This is a genomic window from Nocardia sp. CY15 (genome assembly GCF_009829295.1).
Taxonomy (GTDB): domain Bacteria; phylum Actinomycetota; class Actinomycetes; order Mycobacteriales; family Mycobacteriaceae; genus Nocardia; species Nocardia sputi.
In genome coordinates, this window is record NZ_VUOT01000040.1 from 1 (window position 1) to 23,294 (window position 23,294).

The window sequence follows — 23,294 nt, forward strand, 5'->3', positions numbered from 1 at the left end:
GTCCGCCGACGGATCCCGCCTGGGCGGCCAACGACCCGTATCTGCACGCGGACAAGTTGCGGGGAACCGCGATCTACGTCTCGACCGGTACCGGAGCACCCGGACCACACGACACACTCGACGGCGCCGGTATCGAGCATCATCCCGGCAAGCTGTTCGACCAATTACTCATCGGCGGCGTACTGGAGACCTTCGCGGACCACTGCACCCGTCAGCTGCGTGACAGACTGGGTGAGCTGAACATTCCCGCCATATTCGAGCTGCGCGACAACGGCACCCATTCCTGGTCCTACTGGCAGGAAGACCTGCACAGCTCATGGCCGGTGTTCGCCGCCGCGCTCGCCGAACAATCCTGACGATCCCAGCCGACGGTCACCCGCGTCGAGCGGTCTGCTCAGGCCGACGCGGCCACCTCTCCGGCGTCGCGCTCGGTGCGGGGCCGATTCGTCGCGGGCCGCCAGCCCAAAGCTGGGGCGATCAGCTCGACGGTGTCGTGCAAGATCTGCTCGTAATCGGCCCGGTAGAACTCGTACGGCAGCTCCAGCCGCAACTCCGAGGTCCGCGTGAGCACCGGATCGGCCCGCAGCCGCTCGATGATCTCCTCGGCGCTTCCGACCACGTCCGGCGCGAACAGGACCCGCCGCTCCCCCTGTGGCGCCAGGGTGCGCTCGTACCTGCTCGCCGCGTACTGCCGGTAACGCTCGCGGGTCGTGCGGTCGGCGCTGTCGAACGGGACGATCACGCGTCCCACCGCAACCCGGCCGGGCCGGACCGGATCCGTCAGTCGGCGGTAGTCGCCGATCAAGCTCAGCTGGGTGGCGGTGAAATCGTCGCTGCGGTCGCCGAAGACGATATTCCCGGTCAGCAGGTTGAGCCCGTTCTCGCCTGCCCAGCGCACCGAACGGCTACTGCCGCCGCCGTACCACAGCCGGTCGATCAAGCCGGGATTGTGCGGCTGCAAGCGGGGTCGCTGGATGTTCCCCGGGGAGTGGATCACCGTGTCGGTGTCACCGAGGTAGTCGCCGCGCAGGTTGTCGATCAGCCTGGTGATCCGTCCGTAGGACAGATCGTAATTGCGCCACTCCCCGTCGAACACCAGGTTTCCGATCAACTCGGCATGCGGCGGCGTGCCCGCACTGAAACCGGCTTGCAACCGGCCCCGGGAGAGCACGTCGGCCAGCGACAGATCCTCGGCCAGCCGGAACGGGCTCTCGTATCCGATGAGAATCACGGCAGTGCCCAACTCGATCCGGTTGGTGCGCTGCCCGGCGGCGGCCAGGAACACCGCGGCCGACCCGACGCCGTGCTCGAGATGGCGCTGCCGGACCCACGCACCGTCGAAACCGAGGCTCTCACCGTACTCGAACAGCTGCAGTGTGTCCTCGAGCCCCGAGTAGGGGTCGTCGTCGAGATAATTGCCCGGAGTCAGGAACGACAACGTCGTGATCCGGGATGTGGTATCGCTCATGGAGTTCAGCGCCGCTCGTACGGGATCTGCTCACCGGCCTCGATCGCGACCGGAAGCCGATGCTGCGCCGGTGGCAACGGGCAGGTCGCCAGGTCGGTGTAGGCGCAGGGCAGGTAGTCCTGCCGGTCGGCGGCGAAGGCGTCGGTCGGGGTTGCGGTGGCCTGCGCTGTCATGTGGTGCTCCTCTGTCTGTCCTCGGTTCGGCGCTGTCCTCGAGGCCCAGCATTACGCGCGCGGCACCCCGGCGTCCGAGCGTCGCCGCGCCCTCTGTCCGAGGGCGCTGCGCCTCTCCTGGGTGACGCCGAACGGAGGTGATACCGAAGTCAACCGAATGCATGTGCCGAGGAACAGGATTGCGATCAGCGCGAACACAAATATTTCGCTCGCGTCACGCGAAGGAACAGCCGCCAGAGGATTCGCGGGGAATGATCGGACCGGCTCGTTCGATTCGGGCTGCGCCGATCCATGTCGACCGGCGGAGTTCAACTCACTCGACCAACCGGCGACTCTCGAACTACGGAGCTTGGGGCGTGATCGTCACCGCACTCTCGAGTTCGCGCGTCCTCGGGCTAGTGTCCGCAGCCGTCGTGGTAGTCGAGGCCGGGAGCGTAGAACGACCAGGTGGCCTCGTCGAGTACGGACGACATGCGTCGGCACGCGGTCCGGAGCGGATCGGCGCGCAGTTCCTCGAGCCCACGGAGATCCCAGACAGCGATGGTGTGGTCGGCAGCACCGATTCCCAAGGTATGCCCGTCCGGTGCGAATGCGACCGGCCTCATCGATCCGCCGGTCTCCATCGGAGCGCCGAGTGGGCGCGGACGCTGCCGATCGCTGAGGTCCCACAGTCGGGCGGTGTCGGCGGTCACCGCAAGGGTCCGGCCGTCAGGCGCGAACGCCACCCCGTGAACGGAGTCCGGATAGCCGGGCAGCGGTTGCCCCGACAACGACGGACGGGCGCGGTCGGTGACGTCCCACAGCAGCACGCCCGGATTGCTGCCGCCGGTCACGAGGGTGCGGCCATCCGGGGAGAACATCAGGTGCCTGGCGGTCTGGGATGTGCCACCCAACTCACTGATCGAGCGAGTCACGTCGGCGACGTCGTAGAGGACGACGAAATCGCGCTCGCGCGCGGCCGCGACGGTGCGGCCGTCCGGTGAGAATGCCAGACCCGTCGTCATGCTGGGTCGCCCGACGGGCTTCGGACTCAGTCGCTTCGGGTTTCCGGGGTCGGTGATGTCCCACAGCATCATGGCCGGATGGCCGGTGACGGCAAGTAACTTGCCGTCTGGAGAAAAGGCGATGGCGCGAACGATATTGGTGAAGTCGGTCAAAGCAGCCCCGACCGGTCGGGGCTCGGCGAGGTCGTCGATGTTCCACAACGTCGTGGTCCGGTCGGATCCGCCGACGGCGAGGATTCGCCCATCCGGGGAGATCGCTGTCGCGGTGATCGTGTTCCCCGGTCGCCGTACCTGCCCGCCGGGCACCCGGCGGCCGGCCTCCAGACTCCACAGCCCGACGGTGTCGCCGGCGGCGACCGCGACGACGGGCCGCCGCTGAGCGAACGCCATTTCCGACGCGTCCGCGCCCAGTCCGCCGAGCGGCGCCGAGAGCCGTTGCGGCCGGTTCGCATCGGTGACGTCCCACAAGATCACCTGGCCGTTGTCGCCGCTGGTGGCCAGCCATCGGCCGTTCGCTGTCAGCGCCTCATGGTTGATGCCGCCGGTGTGCTCGACCGTGAATCGACGGGTCTCCCTGGGTGCGTCCACCGCAGTGACATCCCACCACACCACTGTGTGACCGACGATCGTGACGGCGGAGCGGCCATCCGGAAAAAAGGTGGACAACCCGGCGTTCCAGAGGTCTGTCGGTGTCGCGGTCGGCCCGGCGGGCGAGTCGACGTGAGCGACCAACCGCGCGGTACCTGCTTCGAGGGTGAAGAAGGAGACCGCTTCCTGCTCGGAGGTGATGACCAGTGAGGCGTCGGGGGACAGTGCGAGTTGCGCTACGGCCCGAGTGCTCGCGATCCACGATCCGGTGAGACTCTGTGGCGCCCTGGCGTCGCGAACATCCCAGACGCCGACGAGACCGTTGGTATAGCTCACCGCCACTGTCGGCGTCCTGCTCGCGAACGCCACGGATGTGACACGTGCGGGCACACCGGTGAAGATCGAGCCCACTGTGTCGATCGAGCTCACTACCCGGGGGCCCGGCGTCTCGCTCACGTCCAACAGCATCAGGGTGCTGCCGAAGCCGACGGCCAGCAACCGGCCGTCCGGCGAGAAGCCGAGCGCGCCGACCGGAACGATCTCCATCGCGGGCAACTCGATTCGGGATGGTTTCGCACGATCGGTGATGTCCCACAGTCGCAGGATGCCGGCCCCCGCCGCCGCAAGTAACGTCCCGTTCGGGGACACGGCAAGGAACTCGATCAGGTGGTCGGAAGCCAGTGCGTCGCCCCATCGGGAGGGCCGCTCGCCGTCGAGGTTCCACAACTGGAGACTTCTGCCGCCGTCGGCGAGTGCCAGCAGCCGGTTGTCCGGCGCGAAGGCGAGCGGGGTGGCTCGTCCGAATCTGCCCGGCAGCACGGTGGCCAGAGGGCTCCCGGCGAGCGTGTGGACCAGGCTTGCCGTCGTCTCCGGATTCGGCAGGTTGGCGTAGGCGGCCGCGCCCAGCCGCAAGGCCGTGTCGATGTCGGGGGGACTGCCGTTCCTCGCCGCATCCGCCGCCGTGATCAGGGAACGTGCTGCCGCGACCCGTTGCTGATCCAGCGCCTCTTGCTGTGCCCGTACCGCGAGGACCGTCGCGACCAGGGCGAAGACCAGCAGCACGCTCAGCACGGTGACGACACCGCCGATGATTCGCCGGGTGATCCGCCGCTGGCGGATGTCCTCGCCTTCTATCTCGTCCTTGCTGAGTTTGTGGACGGCGGCGGCCAGGGAAGCGACGTCGCTGCGGAACTCACTGTGTTGCAGGGAGAGAGCTTCTTTCCTTGCCCAGCGCAGATCCGCGTAGTTCGGCTCCGCGGAGAACCAACCCGACAGGCAGTCCGGGAGCGCATCCGTACGGTCCCAGTCGAAATCGCCCGTCGCCTCGTCCCAGCAGATCTCCCCACCGGTGAGCGCCACTAGGAATGTCTCCGGGGAACGGTGCGCCCGCCACCACTCGACCTCCCGGCGTACCCACACCGATCGGGCGGCAGGCGGAGAGGCGAGCAGGACGAAGTTGTCCGCCTTCACCAAAGCGCTTTCGATACCGTGCCACAGGCTGGCGTTCACGCCCAGGCCGGTCCTGTCGCGGAAGACCCGCAGCGCGTACGGCCGATACCACCGGCGACCCAGTCCACGCAAAGCGCGCTGCAATGCCGGCGCCAGTTCGGTGTCGAGCGCGTGACTGTAGGATATGAAGACGTCGTAACGACCGGGCTCGGCCATCAGCAGCGCGTCACTCCCGACTTGCCTTGACACACGCCGGGCGGGAAACTCCACGTCAAACGGTTACTCACGGGAACACGCGAGAATTCCGGCGGGGCCTTGGGCAGGCGGTCCAGCACACCGTCTTCGTAGAGCGTCGCACAGCCATCGACTCGCACGAACTCCGGATCGACGCCGGTGATACACACTCCGCCCGGTCGGGTAACTGTGAAGGTGCATGTTCTGGACTTGGGCCCTTCATCGCAGCCGTACCACAGGAATCCGTCCCGCGGCGGTTGATCGTAGATCAACCGCTGTTGAAAGGTCGCTTCCAAGCGCATGACCGTGGTGCCTTCCGGGATCAGCAAGCTGCACGGCGGCGCGGTGTGATTGGCGGCGAGGCCGCATTCCCCTCCGGCGTCCGAGCGGATGAGCATGCTCCACGGGTGATCGCCGTTGGCGAGAATATTGAGCTTCGAGCCGGGCGCGATAGTCGCTCCAGGCTGCGCCGAGTCCGTGGGCTGTGCCTGCGGCTGCGACCGGAACACCGAGTAGGCGATCGCGCCGGCCACAGCCAGGAGCACCACCGCCGCGAACGCGATCACGATGCGCCGCTTCGAATGGCTGTTCCGGTTCGGCTCCGAATTGGTCGTATGGCTGATCGGGCGCTGGGACATCGCCTCCCCTTCGGCTGTCCGGCTGGCAAACGCCGACAACTGCCCGAAGTCCAGTTCTGCGAAGGGGTTTCGGGTTGCCGTCCACGCAGGGCCAGTTTATTCGACCGCGCGACGGTAGAGGCAGGGAATGACGAACATGCTCGGCGGCGACGCCCGTTCTATCGAGTTCGAGCGCAAGAGAATCCGGGGAGGATACCGAGTTCGCCGCCGTCAGCGCCGCCTACGCGCCGGATGGATCTCCTATCTTCGCTACCGACGCGACCGTGCCACGTTGCCCTGCGGCACGGCATCCATGGGAACGCCCGTTCAGCGCCGAGTCGGCCACCGCGTCCTCGACGCAGGAGTAGATGGGCAGTTGAGCGTCGAGGTCGATGAGGGTCACGATGCGGGCCAGGACCGAGCGGCCGACCACGCACAGTCGCATACCCTGATGCCGGCATCTCTCGGATTCCTCCGCCAAGACCAGCAGGGAACGGCATGCCATGAAATCGAGCCCGGTGGTATCGATCACGATCGGATTCGGCGCCGCGGTAGCCGCGGCGGCCTCGCGCAGTAATCGGCGCCACGTCGGCAGTGTGTAGGCGTCGATTTCGCCACGAGCATGGAGAACGACCGCGCTACCGCGGTGTTCGATGGTGGCGTTCAGTCTGCGGCGAGCATCCTCCGGCTCATCGGTTGGTGGGTGCAGGGGGCCGGATTGACCGTGCAGTGCTGTGCTCATACGGGCACTCGATTCGTTTCGCGCGTATCGCGCTCGACATTAGGGCCCACCCTGCATCCTCAAGACAGACCTGTCTTTCTTTCCTAACATAGACAGGCCTGTCTGTACAGCGATATCGTGACGGGGAGATGGCGACTCCGAACCTTTCCCACGCCGCACCCGCGGTACCTGCCCGGGAGCGAATCCTGACGACGGCATACACGTTGTTCACCCGGCGTGGCGTCCGGGCGGTGGGCACCGACGAGGTGATCGCGGCGTCCGGTGTCGCCAAGGCCACACTGTATCGGCATTTTCCGTCCAAGGACGATCTCGTCCTCGCGGTGCTGCAGCGCCGCGAGCAGCTGTGGACACTCGGCCTGGTCGAGAAGCAGTCCCGTTTGCTCGGCAACACACCGGAAGAGCAACTGCTGGCGATCTTCGACGTCTTCCACGACTGGTTCCAGCAGCGCGAGGATTTCGACGGCTGCTCGTTCATCAACGTGCTGCTCGAACTCGGCGCGGGACATCCGGCCGGGCAGGCAAGCATCGGATATCTGGACAATATCCGGGGCATCGTACGCAGCCGTGCCGAGGCGGCGGGATTGTGCGACCCGGACGATTTCGCCCGCTCCTGGCACATCCTGATGAAGGGCTCGATCATCTCCGCCGCCGAGGGCGACCTCGAGGCCGCCCGGCGCGCGAAGCGCATGGCCCGCATGCTCATCGAGCAGCACCGACCGGTCGAGCCATGACGAAGCGGGCCCTGCGCCGCCATGGACGCGTCCTCGCGCGCAGCACATTTGTTGACACACTGCCAACAGAGCCGGAAGTCGTCACCTACCGCCGTAGCCGTCGTCGGATTCACACACGGCTCGCAGACACGGCACGAATGGAACCTCAGCTGTTGCCGTAGACACGATCCGGCACGATCAGCACCACCGCACGACGTTCGGCGGCCATCACCCTGTCGTACTCTTCCCAGTCCTCGTGGACGCCACCGGCCGCGGTGAACACCTCACGCAGCAGAAGCCGCAGCCGCTCGGCATCGATGCCGGACACCGGGTCGTCCGGCCCGGCGATCCAGACCGGCCCCTCGACGGCGGCCCACTGCCAACCGACCCGGACGACGATCGTCATGCGCGCCCGGGCACGTAGGTTGTCCAGTTTGCGGGCATCGCCGCGCACCACGATCCCCACCACGTCCGTACCGGTCTCAGGGTGCGCCAAGACACCCGCGTTCACCACAGACGACTGAATCGTTTCGTCCGCCCGGAGGGTCGAGACGACGCAGAGTCCGTGGTCGCCCGCAATCAGCCGAGCGAATTCCGCCAGATCGGTCATGTCGAGAGTTTACGTAGCCAGCACTGGAAGGTTGCTGTGCAATCGCCACTCGATCGGTACCTATGTCGGATAGGCGGTCCCGTGCCGCTGTGTAAATGGCAGTTCGCGGGGGTAGTCCCGAGACGATTGCCACGTCGGCGTTGCCGGGCTGTCCTTCGGTCGGGCTACACGCGCCGCAATCGGCATGAAAACGCGAATGCAGAGCAACCCAAAGGCTGGTACGCATCATGGTGCTACAGGTCCTCGGTGCCCCTCTCGCGGACGTCGAATCTCGATCGCGGGCCGCGTCGTGACCGCAGAGGCTCCTTTGTCCTCGTCCCAGTCGGTGGTGCGCACCGATCGACCCGAGCGATACGGCAAGCAGCTGGTCGCGCATCTCGGGCGACGCAACGGCGGTTCATGGTCGGCGGACTCCGCCTCGGGCTGGATCGACTTCGAAGTCGGGCGAGCGACCCTCACCGCCTGGGAAGGCGAACTGCATCTGCGCATCGACGCGGCCGCCGAGGATCTGCCGCGGCTCGAGGATGTGCTCGCGAGACATCTCATCCGGTTCGGCGAGCGCGACCATCTGACTGTGACGTGGCAGCGAGACCTTTCCGGGCCGGATTCGACCGATCCGCGAAGTGGCCGCCTGCCGGACAACTGACGCTCCCACCACGGCGGGGTCGACCCGATGTCGACAGCGATGACGACCGACCAATCCTCGAGCTTGCTCGCCGTAGCCGTTACCGACGACGAGCAGTCGCGCCGACCGGAACCTACCCGAGTCTGCCGCCTGACCAGGACGGTTGTTTCGACGGCCCGCGCCGGGCGGCGGCACCGACCGGATCCGATCTTCAGCCGACTGTCAGTAGACCGAGGGCGGCGGCGGCCGCGGCGAGCCCGAACGCCTGGCTCCGAGTCAAGCGTTCGCCGAGCGCCGCGATGCCGAGGAGAACGGGGATCGCGGGGTAGAGGGACGACAGCACGACGGCGATCACGACCAGTTCTTCCCGGGTCGCTAGCAGGTAGCAGACCAGAGCGAGGGCGGCCAGGACCCCGGTGACGAGTGACAGGAGGATGGCGAGCGCGGTGGCACGCGGGCGGCGGGGCATGGTCCGATGCAGCAGCGGCAGGAGGGTGGCGATCGCGGCCAGGCGTCCGGTGACAACGGGCCAGGTTCCGGCCGCCGCGTCGGCTTGTGCCAGCGCGAGGTACTGGAGGGCGATGCCCGTGCCTGCGAGCAGTGCGTCCACGGTCGCGGCTGTCGATCTGCCCGCGGTGCCGTGGCCGTGCGAGACGAGCCAGAGTGCTGGAATCGCCGCCACGATCCCCGCCCAGGCCAGAAGCGATGGCCGTTCGCCGAGCCACAGCGCCCCGATCAACACCGGCAGCGTCACACCGCTGACCGCGCTGACCGGGACGACCACGCTCATGGCGCCTCGGCTGATCCCGCGGAAGAGCAACAGCATGCCGACCGCCGTACCGGCCCCCGAGATGGCACCCCACGCAAGACTTTTCCAATCCGCCGCGGCGGCGAACAACGGCGCGGTGACCAGGGCGACGATCAGGCCGCCGACTTGTCCGAAGAACGCGACGACGAGGAAGTGAGCGCGTCGAGCCAGCAGGCCACCGGTGAAATCGGACAGACCGTACGCGGCCGCGGAAACCAACGCCAGCGTGGCGCCCGACGTCATCCGGTTCGCTCCCGCACTGCTTGTCCGACCGGGCAGATGGCATCGGTTGTGCAACAGCGACGGTCACACAGGCGGCACAACAGATCGGCGTCGCCCACCTCGCCGTACAGCCCGGTCAGCAACTTGCCGAGCAACTCGGACAGGGCGGCGCGTTCGGACGGGTCCAGGACGGCCAGGGCTCGGGTCAACCGATCCCTGCGTGCGGCGAGAATGCCGGCAGCCGCGGTGCGGCCTCGCCGCGTCAACCGGATGGACACCTCACGGCCCTGACCCGGCCGCCGTTCGACCAATCCACGTTGCAGGAGCCCGTCGATCATCCGCGCCGCCGCGGACTGACTCAGACCCACCCGCCTGCCGAGCTCGGTACCGCTCAGCGCGGCGGAGGTCGCCAGCACCACGAGTGCCGAGGCAGCCCTTGGGCCGGCCCCTGACATCTCGGTCACGTCCTCGAGCATCAGATCGGTCACCGCCAGCGCCGCGGCTCCGAGCAGATTGCCGGTGCGGTCATCATGCATGACTCATGCATAACACGATGGACGTGAATACACCATGAGTCGAGCGTGATTCGATTCGCTGGTCGACGAATTCGATAAAAGCCGATCAATCCGTTGCCCGTGCGACTCGGCCGAATCACCGCGGATGCGGGATCACCACGGATGCGGGATCACCTACGGTGGTGGGCACGGCTCGAACTCGACATCGCTTCTGGTCGGGCGCGATCGTCGCTAAGCTGACGCCGTCGAAGGCCGCCCCTCCGAACATGCGCGGTGTCGCGGGGCACAGGCTCAGAGTCGCGCGCGAAGCGGTGAGGTGTGCGATGCGGGATAGCTGGTGGCGGCGGACGGTTGCGGCGGCGGCTTGTGGCGCCGGCGTCCTGGCGGGGCTGCCGGTGAGCGCGGCGGCGGACCCGGTCGCGGACGTCGGCGTCGTGTGGTTGTGCCGACCGGATCGGGCGGATGATCCGTGCCGAGCGAGTTCGGCGACAACGGTACGCCGGGCCGGGCAGCCGGACGTGCGGGACGAACCGGCGGCGAACGATTCGGGCTCGGACTGCTTCTACGTCTATCCAACGGCATCGTTGGAACCGACCCCCAACGCCGATACCTCGGTGACTCCGGAGATCCGAGCCGTGGCCGAACAACAGGCGGCCCGCTTCTCCCAAGTCTGCCGGATATACGCGCCGGTGTACCGGCAGCGAACCCTGGCCGCGCTGGCGGCGGAGAAGGCGTATACCTCCGAGCGGCGCGCCGACATGGCGCGGATCGCCTACGAGGACGTGCTGCGGGCCTGGCGGCAGTTCATCGGCGAGCGCCGAGACGGCAGACCGGTGGTGTTGATCGGACATTCGCAGGGTACACGCATGTTGCGTCAACTGATCAGGGAGGAAATCGACCCGCGGCCGGAGGTACGAGATCGGATCGTGTCCGCGATCCTGCTCGGCGGCAATGTGGTCGTACCGAAGAACCGCGACGTCGGCGGCGATTTCCAGCATCTGCCGCTGTGCCGCGCCGAGCAGCAGACAGGGTGTGTGCTCGCCTGGCAGACATACGACGAGACTCCCCCACCGGACAGCCGATTCGGTCGCAACCCCGTGACTCCTGAGCCGCTCCCACGTCCGTATGGCGACGACTACGAAGTCGCCTGCACCAACCCCGTTTCTCTGGACCGCAACGAATCTCGCGTCGCCGCCAGTGTCCTGCGCGTGAATCCGGTGCCCAGCCCGCTCGGCGTCGAACTGGCATTGCGGGACGGAGCGTCCGCTGTCGTCGCGCCGACCCCGTGGCTCGATCCCGCCGAACGCTACCGGCTCCAGTGCTTGCGCAACGGCGACACGAACGTGCTGATGGCGACTCCGGAGCCGGGAAGCCCCGACTTGTACGCCGTGCCGGACGCGACGTGGGGTCTGCACCTCGCCGATGTGGAGATCGCGTTGGGTGATCTGGTGCGCATCGTGGCCACCCAGGGCCGCGCCTACCATGCCGCCCACCGCTGACAATCCACCGAGCGCGACCAACCGTGGATGAATCCGCCACGGACGGTGTCCCGGTCGAGCCCAGCCATAACGGACGACACGGACAAAACAGACGCCGACCGCGCTGCGCGGGACAGCCTCTCCGGGTCCAGAGAAGTGCAGCGCATGGCGCGCATCGGGGAGCTACGAAAGCCGGGACGAGCTCACAGCAGGTTGGCGGTGCGGGATGCCAGCCACATGGTGTGCTCGCGACTGATGGCTTCTTCTGCGTCCGCGACGGCCTGCGGCCATTCGACTTCCGAGACATCGGCCAGCTTGTCGGCTTGCAAGGCCAGTTCGTTCGCTGCCGTGGCGTAGGCAGAGTTCCGTGCCGCGTACTGCTTGATGCCCATCCATGCGGTACCCGCGGCGATGCAGGCGGCGATGACACCTGACCAGTCGATCTCCCAGACGCCGAACGCGCGCAACCCGGCCAACACCAATCCCAGAACTTCTCCGAAAACCAGTGCAACACGCCACCGAGACATCTTCTGCTTCGCGTCCTCGGCTTTGTTCGCGTACCACTGACGCTGGTCTTCGGTGCGGTCCCGGAGGTAGACAGCCTTGCGCTCCGTGAACGGGGCGGCTCGCAATGTCTGCATCGCGGACGTGGCGACGGCATCGCCCGCTCCGATCGGAATCTGGTTGCCGAACTCCGCGGCGATGGCGGCAAGGCGGTCCCGCATCGCGGCGCGGGCATCGGCCGCGCTCATCGAGGGCAGGAACGGAGCAGCGCCCGCCGCATATCGCCATGCCAAGGTCTTGGCGGACTCCGCGAGCGCGCGCCCGGAATACCAGTCCTGCTCGGGCCGCACAGTGCTCGACACGATCTCCGCTGCCAGCGCGGCGGCGAACCCGAGCAGTGCCACCACACCCCATACATTGACGGCGCCTGCCTTCCAGGTCAGCGCTCCGCCGACCGCGGCGAACACCGTCCCGCCGAGCCGAATGCGGTTGAGCCGCAGCGTCATCTGCTGCCCCCGCAACGACGCCGCGTCCGCACTGCGCCAGAACGCGGGCATGTCCGCATCGGACATCCGACTCATGTGTCCCCCTCCACCAATACGCGAACCCAGGAATGATGACACGGAATAGAGCACCGCGAGGGGCGAACTTCAGGTGTAGAGAGTCCTGGGCCGTCGAGCTCCCCCGCGTTCTGGCTGGCCGCGATGCGCGATGCGCTTTCCAACCGGATCATCGGCTGGAAGTAGTTGGGAGTCGGTTTCCGCCAACGGGTTCCAGTCGGAACCAGATGATCCGCTCTCCACCCGAGCGGGTGCCTCACGTACCTGGTCGCCGGTTGTCGACTCAGCGCCCGTGGCCGACAGCTCCGGCACCCCGGACCACTGTTCTCCGCAATGCCGCAACCGCATTCGCCTTACCGTCAGGAACATGCATGAATGCGCATATCTACGTAGGAACATATAAGTTCCCGCCGACCCGCTGGCGGGTTGCCGTTGCGCACATCCGGCGCGGTGCGCATTTTGTTTCGGATCATCAGTGCATCGGGTGGCAGACGGGCGGTCCCCACTTAGCGCCGGCGCCCGTCTCGGGCTCGTCATCGCTACTCGCCGACATATCGGCTTCCCGAAGAGACTCGCACTTCGGCGCCTGTGAATGCGGCGAGCATTACGGCTTCACCGACATTGCCGAGCGGTGGAACGGCCACGGCCGCCGCGGACGCGAGCAACAGCAGTCCTGTGCTCAGCAACGGAGAGAGGCGCCCTTCGCTGCGCCACAATACGATTCCGGCGACGAGCAGCACCGCAGTCACGACGAGCGCAGGCACCGGAGGTGCCGGGGATTCGGCAGAATAGCGAAGGGTATCGGCGAACCAGCGGGGCACGAGTCGCAGGTGCGGCAGTTCGGTGAGCACGCCCCACGCCACCAATGCGACGGTGAGCACCAGCGCCGACCGCCGCCACCGCGGGCTCGCTCCGGTTCGGTCGGCCGCCCAGAGCACCAGCAGCGGGGTCAGCAGGGCGTGGCCGACGAATCGGCCGAGACTCAGAGCATGCAGCAACGCCCCCTCCCCCAGCGTCGCTCCGAGCCCGACGATCGCCGAGTCGTAAGCCACGCCGATGCCCACCAGGCCCAGCAACCAGATCCGGGGGATTCGGGTGATGCGAGTCCACAGCAGCACCACGCAGGCCAGCTGGATGCAGGCAGTCAGTAGCAGGACGGCGGACACCATAACGAACTGGAGAGTACCCGGGGTTTTCGCCGCGTCTCCAAACCCGCGTCAGTGGTGCGGCCCGGGCGGCGCCGGGGCGCCGGTGTCTGTTATCAGGCTATCCATTAAATTCTGGCCATGGCGATCGTGGCAGTACTGGCTCCTGACAACGCGCTCGGTTTCGAAGTAATGCTCCCGGGCTTCGTGTTCGGCGCCGCGAATTCCGTGAGCGGGCAAAAGCATTACGAAATCCGGGTTGTCACGATCGGCGGCACTGCCGCCATCGCCCCCGTGCACGGTGTGGTGCGACTGCAGACGGATTGGGCTCTCGACAGCGTCGCCGATGCCGACATAGTCCTCGTGCCGGGGCAATCCGAGTTCCAGCGCGAACCCGCCGACTGCGTTCGCGAGGCGCTGCTGGACGCGGCCGCGCGCGGAGCACGGATGGCTTCCGTCTGCGTCGGCGCGTTCACCCTTGCCGCGACCGGACTGCTCGACGGGCAACGGGCGACCACCCATTGGGAACACGCCGCCGAGCTGGCGCGCCGGTATCCGCTCGTCGAGGTGGACGCTTCGGTGCTGTTCATCGACAACGGCGCGGTACTCACCTCGGCTGGGGCAACGGCGGGGCTCGATCTGTGCCTGCACATGGTTCGCCGGGATCTCGGCGCCAAGGTGGCCGCCGACACCGCCCGCCGGATCGTGATGCCGCCGCAGCGAGACGGTGGGCAAGCGCAATTCATCACCTACACCGACCCCGAAAGCCCCGACACATCGCTGCAACCGGTCCTCGACTGGATGCAGGTCAACCTGCACCGCCCGCTCACCCTCGACGACATCGCCGCGCACGGGGCGATCAGCGTGCGCAGCCTCAATCGCCGGTTCCGTGCCGAGATCGGGACCACCCCCTTGCAATGGTTGCTACGCGCCCGTGTGCATCGTGCGCAGCAGCTGCTCGAGACCACCGACCTGTCGATCGACCGCATCGCAGAGGAGGCAGGCTTCGGCGCCGCCACGACCCTGCGCTACCACTTCGCCCGGCTGACCCGGACGTCTCCGCAGGCCTACCGCAACAACTTTCACCATTCTGGCCGTGCCATGCGGTCCGTGGATCGCCACCAGGAGCCGACCGGTCGGATGGCCGAGTCCACGCACTGAGGTACGAACAAACTGTGGCCAGATCTGGGCAATAGATGGCTATCTGGCCACTGGGCGGCCGCTACTTCCGGGCACACACTGAGTGCGCACATTTCGGAAGGAGCACGATGACCGTTCAAAACGCCGATCCGACCCAGTTCGCACTGCCCGCTTCGGATCTCGCCGTGGCCGCGGACGCGCTGGTGGCCGAGGTGTCGCCGCCGCTGGTCTACAACCACTGCGTGCGCGCCTACCTGTATGCGCGGGAGTTGGCCGCGGTCGACGGGTTGCGGGCCGGTGCGGACTACGACGACGAGCTGCTGTATCTCAGCTGTCTGCTGCACGACCTGGGGGCGACGGACTTTGCGAACGGCGACCAGCGTTTCGAGATAGACGGAGCTGACGCGGCCGCGGAGTTCCTCAGGAGCAAGGGTGTCGACGAGCAGCGGGTGCAGACGGTGTGGAACGCTGTCGCCCTGCACACCAGCGACGGCATCGCGCGTCGTTTCGGTACGGTTGAGGCGCTGATGCAGATGGGTACGGGAGCTGACATCGCGGGGCTGCGGCGTGCACAGCTGTCCGACGGTTTCGCTGCTCGAGTGCATGCGGTGTGGCCGCGCTATGACCTGGGCTACGCATTCGGTGAGATTCTGGCTCGGCAGGTGCGTGACAATCCGGCCAAGGGCAGCTGGTTCACCTTCCCGGGTCAGCTCTGCCAGCTCTACTACCCGACGCACGCGCCGACCACCTGGTTCGACGCCGTCGAGGACGCTGGCTGGAACGACCGCCCGGTACGGATCGGGGACCGTGGCCTGGGAGCCCCCCAGCCGACCGAGCTGGCCTCGCTGTTCGCGCGGTACTTCAACGCCGGTGACCTGGACGCGTTGATGTCGCTGTACGAGCCGACGGCGCTGCTGTTGCCGAGCCCGGGTGACCGGCGATCCGGCGCCGAGGCCATCCGCAGTTCGCTCGCCGCGATGATCGACTCCGGGGCGAAGATCGAGTTGCGGCCCCGTCGCGTGCACGTGGTCGGGGAGCTGGCTTTGATCTCCAACGATGCCACCGTGTCGGGCGCGACGCCGGACGGTGACCCGGTGTTCTCCACTTCGACCGAGATCGCACGGCGCGGGAGCGACGGGTCGTGGCGGTATGTGCTCGACGACCCGTATTTCTCCCTGTGAGCAGGTCGGGCACGCGTACCGGAATCTCCTGTCGCGCATATCGTTCGATGGCCGCCGCGCTGTGCGGTGATCGCGAGCGCACATGAACCGGCGTGCAGCGCTGCGGACGGGACTCGGCGCTGTCGCCGGAGCGGGTGCGCTGTCGAGTCCGTTCACACCGGCTCCGCCGGCCCGCAGCGGAACCGGGCCGGACGGGTGGCGGGTGCAGATTCTCGCATTCGACGGTGTGGATGACATGGATATTTTCGCGCCGCTGGAGGTGTTGGGTTATGCGACGCATTTCGATTCCCGTGCACGTGTGGAGCTGGTGACTGCGGCGAGTCCCGGTTCGGTGGTGCTCATGTCCGGCACCCGGATCGACGTCTCGGCCGGGTGGGCTCCGGAGCGTGCCGATGTGATCGTGGTGCCCGGCGGCGGTTACGGCCTGTCGCCGGGCTCTCCCGGCGTGCCCGGCGAGATCGCGCGCGGGCACCTCCCCCGGCTGCTGGCCGCCGCCCGGCGTGACGGTCTCACGATGGCCTCGGTCTGCGTGGGCGCGATGCTGCTGTCAGCGGCCGGGATCACGCGGGGCAGGCCGTGCACGACCCACCACCGGCTGATCGAGCAACTGGAGCGCGAAAGGGGCGTGATCACCCGGGCACGGGTCGTGGACGACGGCGATCTGGTCACCACTGGCGGCGTCACCTCCGGGCTGGACCTCGCTCTGTGGTTGGTGCAGCGGGAATTGGGTTCGGATATCGCCGTGGCGATCGAGGAAATCATGGAGTACGAGCGACGGGGGACAGTGTGGAGGCGGGACAGGGCATGAGCACATCTACTGCGGACCGGAATGAAGCCGAATCGCCGCGCGTCACCCGGCGCGGGTTGTTCGGCGCGGGCTTGGCGACGGCGGGAGCCGCGGCGACCGGTGTGGTCGCGGGCCGCGCAACCGCACCCGAAACCACCCCGGGGACTCGCCTGGAACCGTTCTACGGGCCACACCAGGCAGGCATCGCGACCCCCGCGCAGTCGCACGCGCTGTTCTTGGCGGTCGATGTCGCGCGACCGGACCGTGAGGTGCTGCGCGCACTCCTGGCCGGTTGGTCGGCGACCGCCGCCGCGTCGGCGGCCGGTGCACCGCTCCCGGAGCAACCGGGGACGCCACCGGGGTTCAGCGCCCATACCGACTTCGCGAGCGGGCTGGCTCCGGCTCGCCTGACTGTCACCTTCGGCCTCGGGCCCTCGGTGTTCGACGAGCGGTTCGGGCTCGCCGCCCAGCGTCCGCGACACCTGCGAGCGCTACCCGCGTTCACCGGTGACATCCTGCATCCGGCGTGGTGCGGCGGCGATGTGCTGGTGCAGGTATGCGCCGACGACGCGCAGATCGTCAGCCACACGTTCCGCGCGTTGCGGGCACGCATGCCGGGACTGGCGCGCCTGCGCTGGACCCAGCACGGGTTCCTGAGCCGTCCTGCCGACGGTGGCACCTCGCGAAACATGTTCGGCCACAAGGACGGCACCGCCAACCCCCGCCCGGGCAACACCGAGTTCGATCGAACGGTATGGGTTCGCTCCGCCGACGAACCCGGCTGGTTCCAGGACGGCAGCTACCTGGTGTTCCGCAAAATCCGCATGAGAACCGCCGAATGGGACCAGCTGCCGCAGACCGAGCAGGACCGCATCATCGGCCGCCGCCGCAGTGATGGGGCGCCCCTGGGCGGTGCGGCCGAATCCGATCCGGTGGACCTCACCCACCACGGCCGAGACGGCGAACTTGCGATCCCGCCCGGCGCCCATGTGCGACTGGTCCATGGCATTCCCATGCTGCGCCGCGGCTACAACTACGACTACGGCACACTGATCTCGAACGCCGGGGCCGCGGGCTCCTCCCCCGAGACTCCACACACACACCTGCCCGGCACTCCCGAACATACTCACGGGGGCCACAACCAGCTCGACGCCGGCCTGTTGTTCGCCGCCTACATGAACAACCCGCCCGAACAATTCATCAGAGCGCAGAATGCACTCGCCGCCGAAGACCGGATGAACCCCCTCATCGAGCACACCGGCAGCGCGATCTTCGCCGTCCCGCCCGGCGCGATCCCGAACGAGTCGATCGCGGCGGCGTTGCTCCCATGAGCGCTGCCGCTTCCCCCGAGCCGACCGAGAGGCAACCATGACAACGTACGGAATTCTCATCTTCGACAACGCCGAAGAACTCGACTTCGCAGGCCCCTGGGAAGTGTTCACCGCATCGGCGATCCTGCGCGACGACACCGACCGCGCCGTCCTGATAGCCGAACGGCCCGAGCCGGTCCGATTCAGCAAAGGACTCCGTGTCCTGCCGGACCACACACTCGACGATCACCCACCGCTGGACGTACTGCTGATCCCGGGCGGGCGCGGCGCACGAAAGGTGGAGCCGTACAACACCGTCGTCACCGAATGGATCGCCCGGACAGCCGCAGATGCCGCGTGGGTTGTCAGCGTCTGCACCGGAGCGTTCCTGCTCCACGCCGCCGGCCCAGCCCGGGGACGCCGCGTCGCCACCCACTGGAAGCACGAGGACGAACTCGAAGCGCGCGGAGACGTCACCGTCGTCCGAGACGCACGATACGTCATCGACGGCAACATCCTCACCAGTCAAGGTGTCTCGGCTGGCATCGACAGCGCGCTGTGGCTCGTCGGCCAACTCCACGGCCGCGCGCACGCGCGGGCGGTGCGTCGCGAAATCCACTATGATCCGGCACCGCCCTACCTCGCCGACGAACCCGGTGTCCGGTGAGTGTGCGATCGATGACGAGACACCAGCCGACGCACGGCTGTTGCCACGCCGAGCTGCCGGTGACGGGTCGTCCAGAGCACTGCCGTTGAACTCATCCGTGTGGCGGCGACCGCATCCGGGATCGCCGCCGCACGCTCCGGCGTCCGACATCACTTGTGGTCGACCGGACCGGTCAGCGAATACGTGGTCCAGGCTGCTCGCGCGGTGGGGTGGTCAGGGCCTCGATCCGCTTGACCGGCCACTGCTGACGCATCTCGTTCTTGTCACCTGCCGCCCGATCCGATGGCTGCGGATACGCCTGCGGTATGACGACAGCCGTGCGTGGTCGAGGACGTTATTGATCGGAGGCCCCGGCGTCCCGGTCCCGGGTCGAACGTGACTTCTGGCGCTGGTAGTAGCGCGCGACCCGTGCGCGGTTGCCACATCGATCGGGTGAGCACCATTGCCTGCGCGGATGGGTGGGCAGGAACAGCATTACGCAATCATCGGCGGCGCAGCGTTTGAGCTGGGAGATGCGCGGGTCGGTGAGCAGGTCGATCGCCGAGTCGGCGAGCTCCGCGGCCACGCGTGCACCGGGGTCTCCGGCGCGGCGAGCGATTGCGATGACCGCGTTGCCGTTCCAGTCGAGGTGACGGGTGACCGGGGCCGCCTCTCGGGCGTCCTCCAGTCCGCGCAATGCCGCCGCAGGCGGGCGCTCCCCTCGCAGTAGTGCCTCGACCGCGGCGGTCAGGTACTCACGCACCGCCCGCACAGCGGCGAGGTCCTCGCCGGCCGGCGAGGAGAGCGATTCCGACAGGCGGCCGTTCTGCAGGTCCAGCCAGGCGGCGAGTTGCTGGGGCGTGCTCAATAGATCGGCCCCGAGGGGTCGGGTGTTGACCAGGTCCAGAGCCAGTGGTTCGCCGATCAGCGGTTCGAGATCACGCATGCCACTAATGCTAACCCATCGGGTTGACACATTAGAACCAATCGGAGTATCACTAATGCCACTTTGGGATGAGAAAGCATGTGAATTGTGAATGAACTGCCACTGGTCCTGCACCGCCACCTCCAAGTCGACGGTGCCGCGGTGTTCTACCGGGAGTCCGTCCCGCAGCGCCCGAACGCGCCGACCCTCCTGCTACTCCACGGCTTCCCCTCTGCCTCTCACCAGTTCCGCCGCCTCATCGATGCGCTCGGCAACGACTACCGACTGATCGCGCCCGACTATCCGGGCTTCGGAAACACCATCACCCCAAAGGATTTCGAGTACCGCTTCGACAGGCTTGCCGATATCACCGAAGGTTTCGTCCAAAAGCTGGGACTGTCACGATTCGCGATGTATGTCTGCGACTTCGGAGCACCGGTGGGTTTCCGGCTGGCGGTGCGCCATCCCGAGTGGATCACCGGGCTGGTGATCCAGAACGGCAACGCCTACGAATCCGGGCTGTCGCAGGGCGCCCGCGAGTTCATCGGCCTGCGCCCCGACCAGGACGGGGCGCACGACACCATCCGCCGACTGCTCACCCTCGAAGGCACTCGCGGCCAGTACGAGGGAGGCGTCGCCGAGCCCGCACTGCTCGCACCGGATGGCTGGACATTGGACCAGTACTATCTCGACCAACCGGGACGAACGCGGGCGCAGGTCGACCTGGCCTTCGACTATCACTCCAACGTCCGCGCCTATCCCGAATGGCAGTCGTGGCTGCGGCGACACACCCCGCCCACGCTGATCGTCTGGGGCGCGAACGACCCATTCTTCCCGGCGCCCGGAGCGCACGCCTACCTGGCCGATCTACCCGAAGCGCGACTTCACCTGTTCGACACCGGCCACTTCGCCCTGGAAACCCACCTACGCGAGATCGCCCCGCTCGTCGCGGACTTCCTCGACCACGACCTTGCGATGGAATCGGACTGACTGCGCGGACCGGGCGACCAACCTCACGACGCGCCCCGCCGAGCTGCTCCCCGAACCATCCCATCGCTCGACACTTCGCCCGAACCAGCGGGTCCGACCGAAAGGTGGTGATCCGGCCGAAGTTCGACTGGCCGAGCCCGGGTCCACAGGAAGTTTTCTCCACTGAACCCTTGCGCAGCACCGACATCAGTGCTATAAGAATCTATGTCTGGTGACACACTTAATCTGATTCGTTCTATTCAGGATAGAGTGAGTTGGAGGTGACGACCATGCTGATGCGCACCGATCCGTTCCGCGATCTGGAACGTCTGACGCAGCAGGTGTTCGGCACAGCGGCGGGCCCCGCAGTACTGCCGATGGACGCCTGGCGCGAGGGCGACCAGTTCGTCGTCGAGATCGACGCTCCCGGCATCGACCGTGATTCCCTCGGACTGGACGTCGAGCGCGACGTCGTGACCGTCCGCGCACGCCGACCGGAACTCGACGCACAGCGCGAGATGATCGCCACGGAACGCCCTCGAGGCGAGTTCAGCCGCCAACTGTTCCTGGGCGACAACTTCGATACCGACCAGGTCCGTGCCGACTATGCCGACGGCGTACTCCGGCTGACGATTCCGATCGCGGAAAGGGCCAAGCCGCGCAAGATCGCCATCGGGCGCGGCGACGGGCACCAGGCGATCGACGCCTGAACGCTGCGGCGGGAGGCACCGTCATGACCGGTTCCGCTCCGAGCACGCAGTCGATCGACGAGTTCGACGCCTGGCTGCTCGATCCCGACCTGGAGCAGCTGTTCGCCGAGGTGGACGCGATTCTGTGCGAAGCCCGCGACCGTATGCGCGGGCGGCCATACCCTTCGGTCCCGGCGCCGCGCTCACGGCGCACGCCGAGCCCGCGACCCGGCCAGGACCCGGTGGGAACGCCTGGGAGGCGGCCCGGGGCGGGGCGCGCCAGCCAACGCGCTCCTCCGCCGAGCCGCATACGACGACGTAAAGAAGGGAGGTGATGCCCGAATTCGACTGATGGAAAGGAGTTCCGCGGCGAGCCGTCGCCGCCCCTGCGCCAGGCGCATTCGAGCACAGCGTGCGACCCTGCTCCGCGCGCACCGCCGCATCATGCGGCATGGCAGGGAGGACGGCATCGCCGCAGGGACAACCTGCTCGTAGTCACGTCACTCTTCTCCAGGCCGGGGGAGGGACACAGGCCCCTCCCCCGGCTGGGGCCGTACCACCGGTCAGCAGAACGAAAGGAGATTCGTCATGTCCGCCTTCCCCATGAGCAACGACACCGACTACGCCGAGCAAGACGTCCTCGCCTACCATGCCGACCACGACTTCGGACTGGACACCACGACGCTCACACCGCTGGCCGAACGCATTCGTACCGCGTTCGACACCGCTGGGATCGCCGACCGTATCGATCAGTCGCTGCTCACGCCGCTCCCCGACGAGGACTATCCCCTCGCCTACTGACTTCGACCGAAAGCGGTCCCCGGCACCGTCGCCTGGTTCATGCCCCAGAAATCGGCGTGCACCGAGCCTGCCGACGCATTCGCGCAAACTCCGCCAGTGATTCTCGGTCACCCATCGCTCGTCGCGCTGCTCATGCTGCGGCTGTCGGCGCCTCCGTGGTACTCACCTCGCCGGCGCGGAACCCCGCCCGGCACCCCGGTGCCGGCCGCAAGCACCGCCGACCTCGATCAACGACCGGTAAGGCCGGGGGTGATTCGGAACGCGGTGGGTATCTCCAGCCGAGACGTTCGCTCCACCCGCCGCCGCTACCCCGGAGAGACACAGCCGCGATCAGTTCGGAGGTTGTCGTGACCAGTGATCTACAACAGGCCAAGCGCCCGGTCAGCGGGCTGCTGGCAGGCCCATACGGGCATCCCTTCCACCCGATCCTGGTCACCGTGCCGATCGGCGCCTGGGTGGCGAGCCTGGTGTTCGACATCGGTTCACGGATCGTGGACGATCCGGACTTCCTCGCGCAGGGCGCGCTGTGGTTGATCGTGATCGGCGTGCTCGGCGCGGTGGCCGCGGCCGCCGTCGGATTCCTGGACCTGTTGGCGATCCCGAGCGGCACGCCGGCGTTCCGAACAGGTCTGCTGCACATGAGCCTGAACATAGCCGTCACGGTCGCCTTCGCGATCGGCTTCCTGTGGCGCCGAGCGGGCGACGGTCCGCACGGTCCCGTGGCGCTCGGTCCGCTCCTGCTGTCGGCGATCAGCCTCGTGGCCTTGGGCGTGTCGGGCTACCTCGGCGGAAAGCTGGCCTACCACTACGGCGTCCGCGTGGCCGACGAGGCGAGCCAAGCCGCGGGCTTCCGGCGCTGATCCCCATCCGTTCCGACCGAAAGGAGATCGTCATGGCCATCGCGGCATTGATCACCTGGCTGCTCACCGCAGGAGGCGGATTCGTCCTGCTCGCCTCGTGGATCTCGAAAGGCGGCACTCGGGAGCAGGGTACGACTCAACTGCCGCCACCGGTGGTATTCGGCCACTTCCTGCTGGCCGTCGCGGGTTTGATCGTCTGGATCATCTACCTCGTCGTCGACGAGGACGCGCTGGCGTGGACGGCATTCGTCCTCCTGATCCCGGTAGCCCTGCTCGGCTTCTTCATGCTGGCTCGCTGGCTGCCGGTGTACCGCGAACGGGCCGCGGCCGGTCCACCGCAGACTCGGGCTGCGGCCGGCCCACAGCAGACTGCCGAAAGCCATTTCCCCGTTGCGGTCGTCGCCGGTCACGGCGTCTTCGCCGTCACAACGGTGGTACTGGTACTGCTGACCGCCCTCGGGGTAGGGGGAAGCTGACAGCCGCCGAAGTCGGCCACCCGGCACTGGCACCTCGCTGACCAGGCGGGTGTGCCAG

General features: G+C 67.3%; 24 protein-coding genes and 1 pseudogene. 14 read left to right on the forward strand and 11 right to left on the reverse strand.

What is annotated here, in order from left to right:
- Nucleotides 1–356: pseudogene (locus tag GVY39_RS29405) on the forward strand (alpha/beta hydrolase-fold protein); the annotation flags it as partial.
- Nucleotides 357–394: 38 nt separating this feature from the next.
- On the opposite strand, the gene GVY39_RS29410 reads toward GVY39_RS29405, so the two are convergent.
- The 5 genes from GVY39_RS29410 to GVY39_RS29430 form a co-directional block, all read right to left on the reverse strand.
- Nucleotides 395–1,468, reverse strand: a complete 1,074-nt coding sequence (locus GVY39_RS29410) for an LLM class flavin-dependent oxidoreductase (RefSeq protein WP_159930174.1) — start codon at nt 1,466–1,468, stop codon at nt 395–397.
- A 5-nt stretch (nt 1,469–1,473) separates the two neighbouring features.
- Nucleotides 1,474–1,641: a DUF1684 domain-containing protein gene (locus tag GVY39_RS35415; protein WP_201295389.1), complete on the reverse strand. Its 168-nt coding sequence runs from the start codon at nt 1,639–1,641 to the stop codon at nt 1,474–1,476.
- A 395-nt stretch (nt 1,642–2,036) separates the two neighbouring features.
- The gene (locus tag GVY39_RS29420; protein ID WP_159930175.1) at nt 2,037–4,898 is read right to left on the reverse strand and encodes a toll/interleukin-1 receptor domain-containing protein; all 2,862 of its coding nucleotides are present in this window, start codon (nt 4,896–4,898) and stop codon (nt 2,037–2,039) included.
- Nucleotides 4,898–5,449 carry a hypothetical protein gene (locus GVY39_RS29425; RefSeq protein ID WP_159930176.1) on the reverse strand — a complete coding sequence of 184 codons (552 nt, stop codon included), beginning with the start codon at nt 5,447–5,449 and terminating at the stop codon, nt 4,898–4,900. Before GVY39_RS29425 ends, GVY39_RS29420 begins: the two co-directional genes overlap by 1 nt.
- 325 nt (nt 5,450–5,774) lie before the next feature.
- Entirely contained in the window at nt 5,775–6,275 is a 501-nt protein-coding gene (locus tag GVY39_RS29430; RefSeq protein WP_159930177.1) for an anti-sigma factor antagonist, read from the reverse strand.
- A 128-nt stretch (nt 6,276–6,403) separates the two neighbouring features.
- Between GVY39_RS29430 and GVY39_RS29435 the strand changes: the two genes are divergently transcribed.
- Nucleotides 6,404–7,006, forward strand: a complete 603-nt coding sequence (locus GVY39_RS29435; protein WP_159930178.1) for a TetR/AcrR family transcriptional regulator — start codon at nt 6,404–6,406, stop codon at nt 7,004–7,006.
- 145 nt (nt 7,007–7,151) lie between these two features.
- Here GVY39_RS29435 and GVY39_RS29440 read toward each other — a convergent pair whose 3' ends face one another.
- Entirely contained in the window at nt 7,152–7,595 is a 444-nt protein-coding gene (locus GVY39_RS29440) for a pyridoxamine 5'-phosphate oxidase (RefSeq protein WP_159930179.1), read from the reverse strand.
- Between the two features lie 307 nt (nt 7,596–7,902).
- On the opposite strand from GVY39_RS29440, the gene GVY39_RS29445 reads away from it, so the two are divergent.
- The gene (locus tag GVY39_RS29445; RefSeq protein ID WP_236565740.1) at nt 7,903–8,241 is read left to right on the forward strand and encodes a DUF2218 domain-containing protein; all 339 of its coding nucleotides are present in this window, start codon (nt 7,903–7,905) and stop codon (nt 8,239–8,241) included.
- Nucleotides 8,242–8,431: 190 nt separating this feature from the next.
- On the opposite strand, the gene GVY39_RS29450 is transcribed toward GVY39_RS29445, so the two are convergent.
- Both GVY39_RS29450 and GVY39_RS29455 read right to left on the reverse strand, forming a co-directional pair.
- Nucleotides 8,432–9,271 carry a DMT family transporter gene (locus GVY39_RS29450; protein ID WP_159930181.1) on the reverse strand — a complete coding sequence of 280 codons (840 nt, stop codon included), beginning with the start codon at nt 9,269–9,271 and terminating at the stop codon, nt 8,432–8,434.
- Nucleotides 9,268–9,786 carry a MarR family winged helix-turn-helix transcriptional regulator gene (locus GVY39_RS29455; protein ID WP_159930182.1) on the reverse strand — a complete coding sequence of 173 codons (519 nt, stop codon included), beginning with the start codon at nt 9,784–9,786 and terminating at the stop codon, nt 9,268–9,270. Before GVY39_RS29455 ends, GVY39_RS29450 begins: the two co-directional genes overlap by 4 nt.
- 302 nt (nt 9,787–10,088) lie before the next feature.
- Between GVY39_RS29455 and GVY39_RS29460 the strand changes: the two genes are divergently transcribed.
- Nucleotides 10,089–11,264 (forward strand): DUF3089 domain-containing protein, encoded by a 1,176-nt coding sequence (locus GVY39_RS29460; protein ID WP_159930183.1) that lies wholly within the window; start codon nt 10,089–10,091, stop codon nt 11,262–11,264.
- A 182-nt stretch (nt 11,265–11,446) separates the two neighbouring features.
- On the opposite strand, the gene GVY39_RS29465 is transcribed toward GVY39_RS29460, so the two are convergent.
- Nucleotides 11,447–12,328: a DUF4231 domain-containing protein gene (locus GVY39_RS29465; RefSeq protein ID WP_159930184.1), complete on the reverse strand. Its 882-nt coding sequence runs from the start codon at nt 12,326–12,328 to the stop codon at nt 11,447–11,449.
- A 518-nt stretch (nt 12,329–12,846) separates the two neighbouring features.
- A complete protein-coding gene (locus tag GVY39_RS29470) occupies nt 12,847–13,476 on the reverse strand; it encodes a hypothetical protein (RefSeq protein ID WP_159930185.1) in 630 nt (209 codons plus the stop codon).
- Nucleotides 13,477–13,593: 117 nt separating this feature from the next.
- Between GVY39_RS29470 and GVY39_RS29475 the strand changes: the two genes are divergently transcribed.
- The 5 genes from GVY39_RS29475 to GVY39_RS29495 all read left to right on the forward strand — a co-directional run bounded on the left by GVY39_RS29475 (nt 13,594) and on the right by GVY39_RS29495 (nt 18,537).
- The gene (locus GVY39_RS29475; RefSeq protein ID WP_159930186.1) at nt 13,594–14,613 is read left to right on the forward strand and encodes a GlxA family transcriptional regulator; all 1,020 of its coding nucleotides are present in this window, start codon (nt 13,594–13,596) and stop codon (nt 14,611–14,613) included.
- A 107-nt stretch (nt 14,614–14,720) separates the two neighbouring features.
- Nucleotides 14,721–15,773, forward strand: a complete 1,053-nt coding sequence (locus GVY39_RS29480; protein WP_159930187.1) for a nuclear transport factor 2 family protein — start codon at nt 14,721–14,723, stop codon at nt 15,771–15,773.
- Nucleotides 15,774–15,855: 82 nt separating this feature from the next.
- Nucleotides 15,856–16,581, forward strand: coding sequence for a DJ-1/PfpI family protein (locus tag GVY39_RS29485; protein ID WP_159930188.1), 726 nt, complete (start codon nt 15,856–15,858; stop codon nt 16,579–16,581).
- Nucleotides 16,578–17,891, forward strand: a complete 1,314-nt coding sequence (locus GVY39_RS29490; RefSeq protein WP_159930189.1) for a Dyp-type peroxidase — start codon at nt 16,578–16,580, stop codon at nt 17,889–17,891. The genes GVY39_RS29485 and GVY39_RS29490 overlap by 4 nt, the downstream gene beginning before the upstream one ends.
- 37 nt (nt 17,892–17,928) lie before the next feature.
- Entirely contained in the window at nt 17,929–18,537 is a 609-nt protein-coding gene (locus GVY39_RS29495) for a DJ-1/PfpI family protein (protein WP_159930190.1), read from the forward strand.
- Between the two features lie 334 nt (nt 18,538–18,871).
- On the opposite strand, the gene GVY39_RS29500 is transcribed toward GVY39_RS29495, so the two are convergent.
- Complete coding sequence (locus GVY39_RS29500; protein WP_159930191.1) at nt 18,872–19,462, reverse strand: ABATE domain-containing protein; 591 nt, start codon at nt 19,460–19,462, stop codon at nt 18,872–18,874.
- An 87-nt stretch (nt 19,463–19,549) separates the two neighbouring features.
- Between GVY39_RS29500 and GVY39_RS29505 the strand changes: the two genes are divergently transcribed.
- From GVY39_RS29505 to GVY39_RS29525, 5 genes are all read left to right on the forward strand, one after another.
- Entirely contained in the window at nt 19,550–20,431 is an 882-nt protein-coding gene (locus GVY39_RS29505) for an alpha/beta fold hydrolase (protein ID WP_236565741.1), read from the forward strand.
- 269 nt (nt 20,432–20,700) lie between these two features.
- Nucleotides 20,701–21,120 carry an Hsp20/alpha crystallin family protein gene (locus tag GVY39_RS29510; RefSeq protein ID WP_159930224.1) on the forward strand — a complete coding sequence of 140 codons (420 nt, stop codon included), beginning with the start codon at nt 20,701–20,703 and terminating at the stop codon, nt 21,118–21,120.
- Nucleotides 21,121–21,687: 567 nt separating this feature from the next.
- Nucleotides 21,688–21,900 (forward strand): hypothetical protein, encoded by a 213-nt coding sequence (locus GVY39_RS29515; RefSeq protein ID WP_159930192.1) that lies wholly within the window; start codon nt 21,688–21,690, stop codon nt 21,898–21,900.
- 347 nt (nt 21,901–22,247) lie between these two features.
- Nucleotides 22,248–22,760, forward strand: coding sequence for a DUF2231 domain-containing protein (locus GVY39_RS29520; protein WP_159930193.1), 513 nt, complete (start codon nt 22,248–22,250; stop codon nt 22,758–22,760).
- Between the two features lie 32 nt (nt 22,761–22,792).
- Nucleotides 22,793–23,236 (forward strand): hypothetical protein, encoded by a 444-nt coding sequence (locus GVY39_RS29525; RefSeq protein WP_159930194.1) that lies wholly within the window; start codon nt 22,793–22,795, stop codon nt 23,234–23,236.
- The last annotated feature ends 58 nt before the right edge of the window (nt 23,237–23,294 follow it).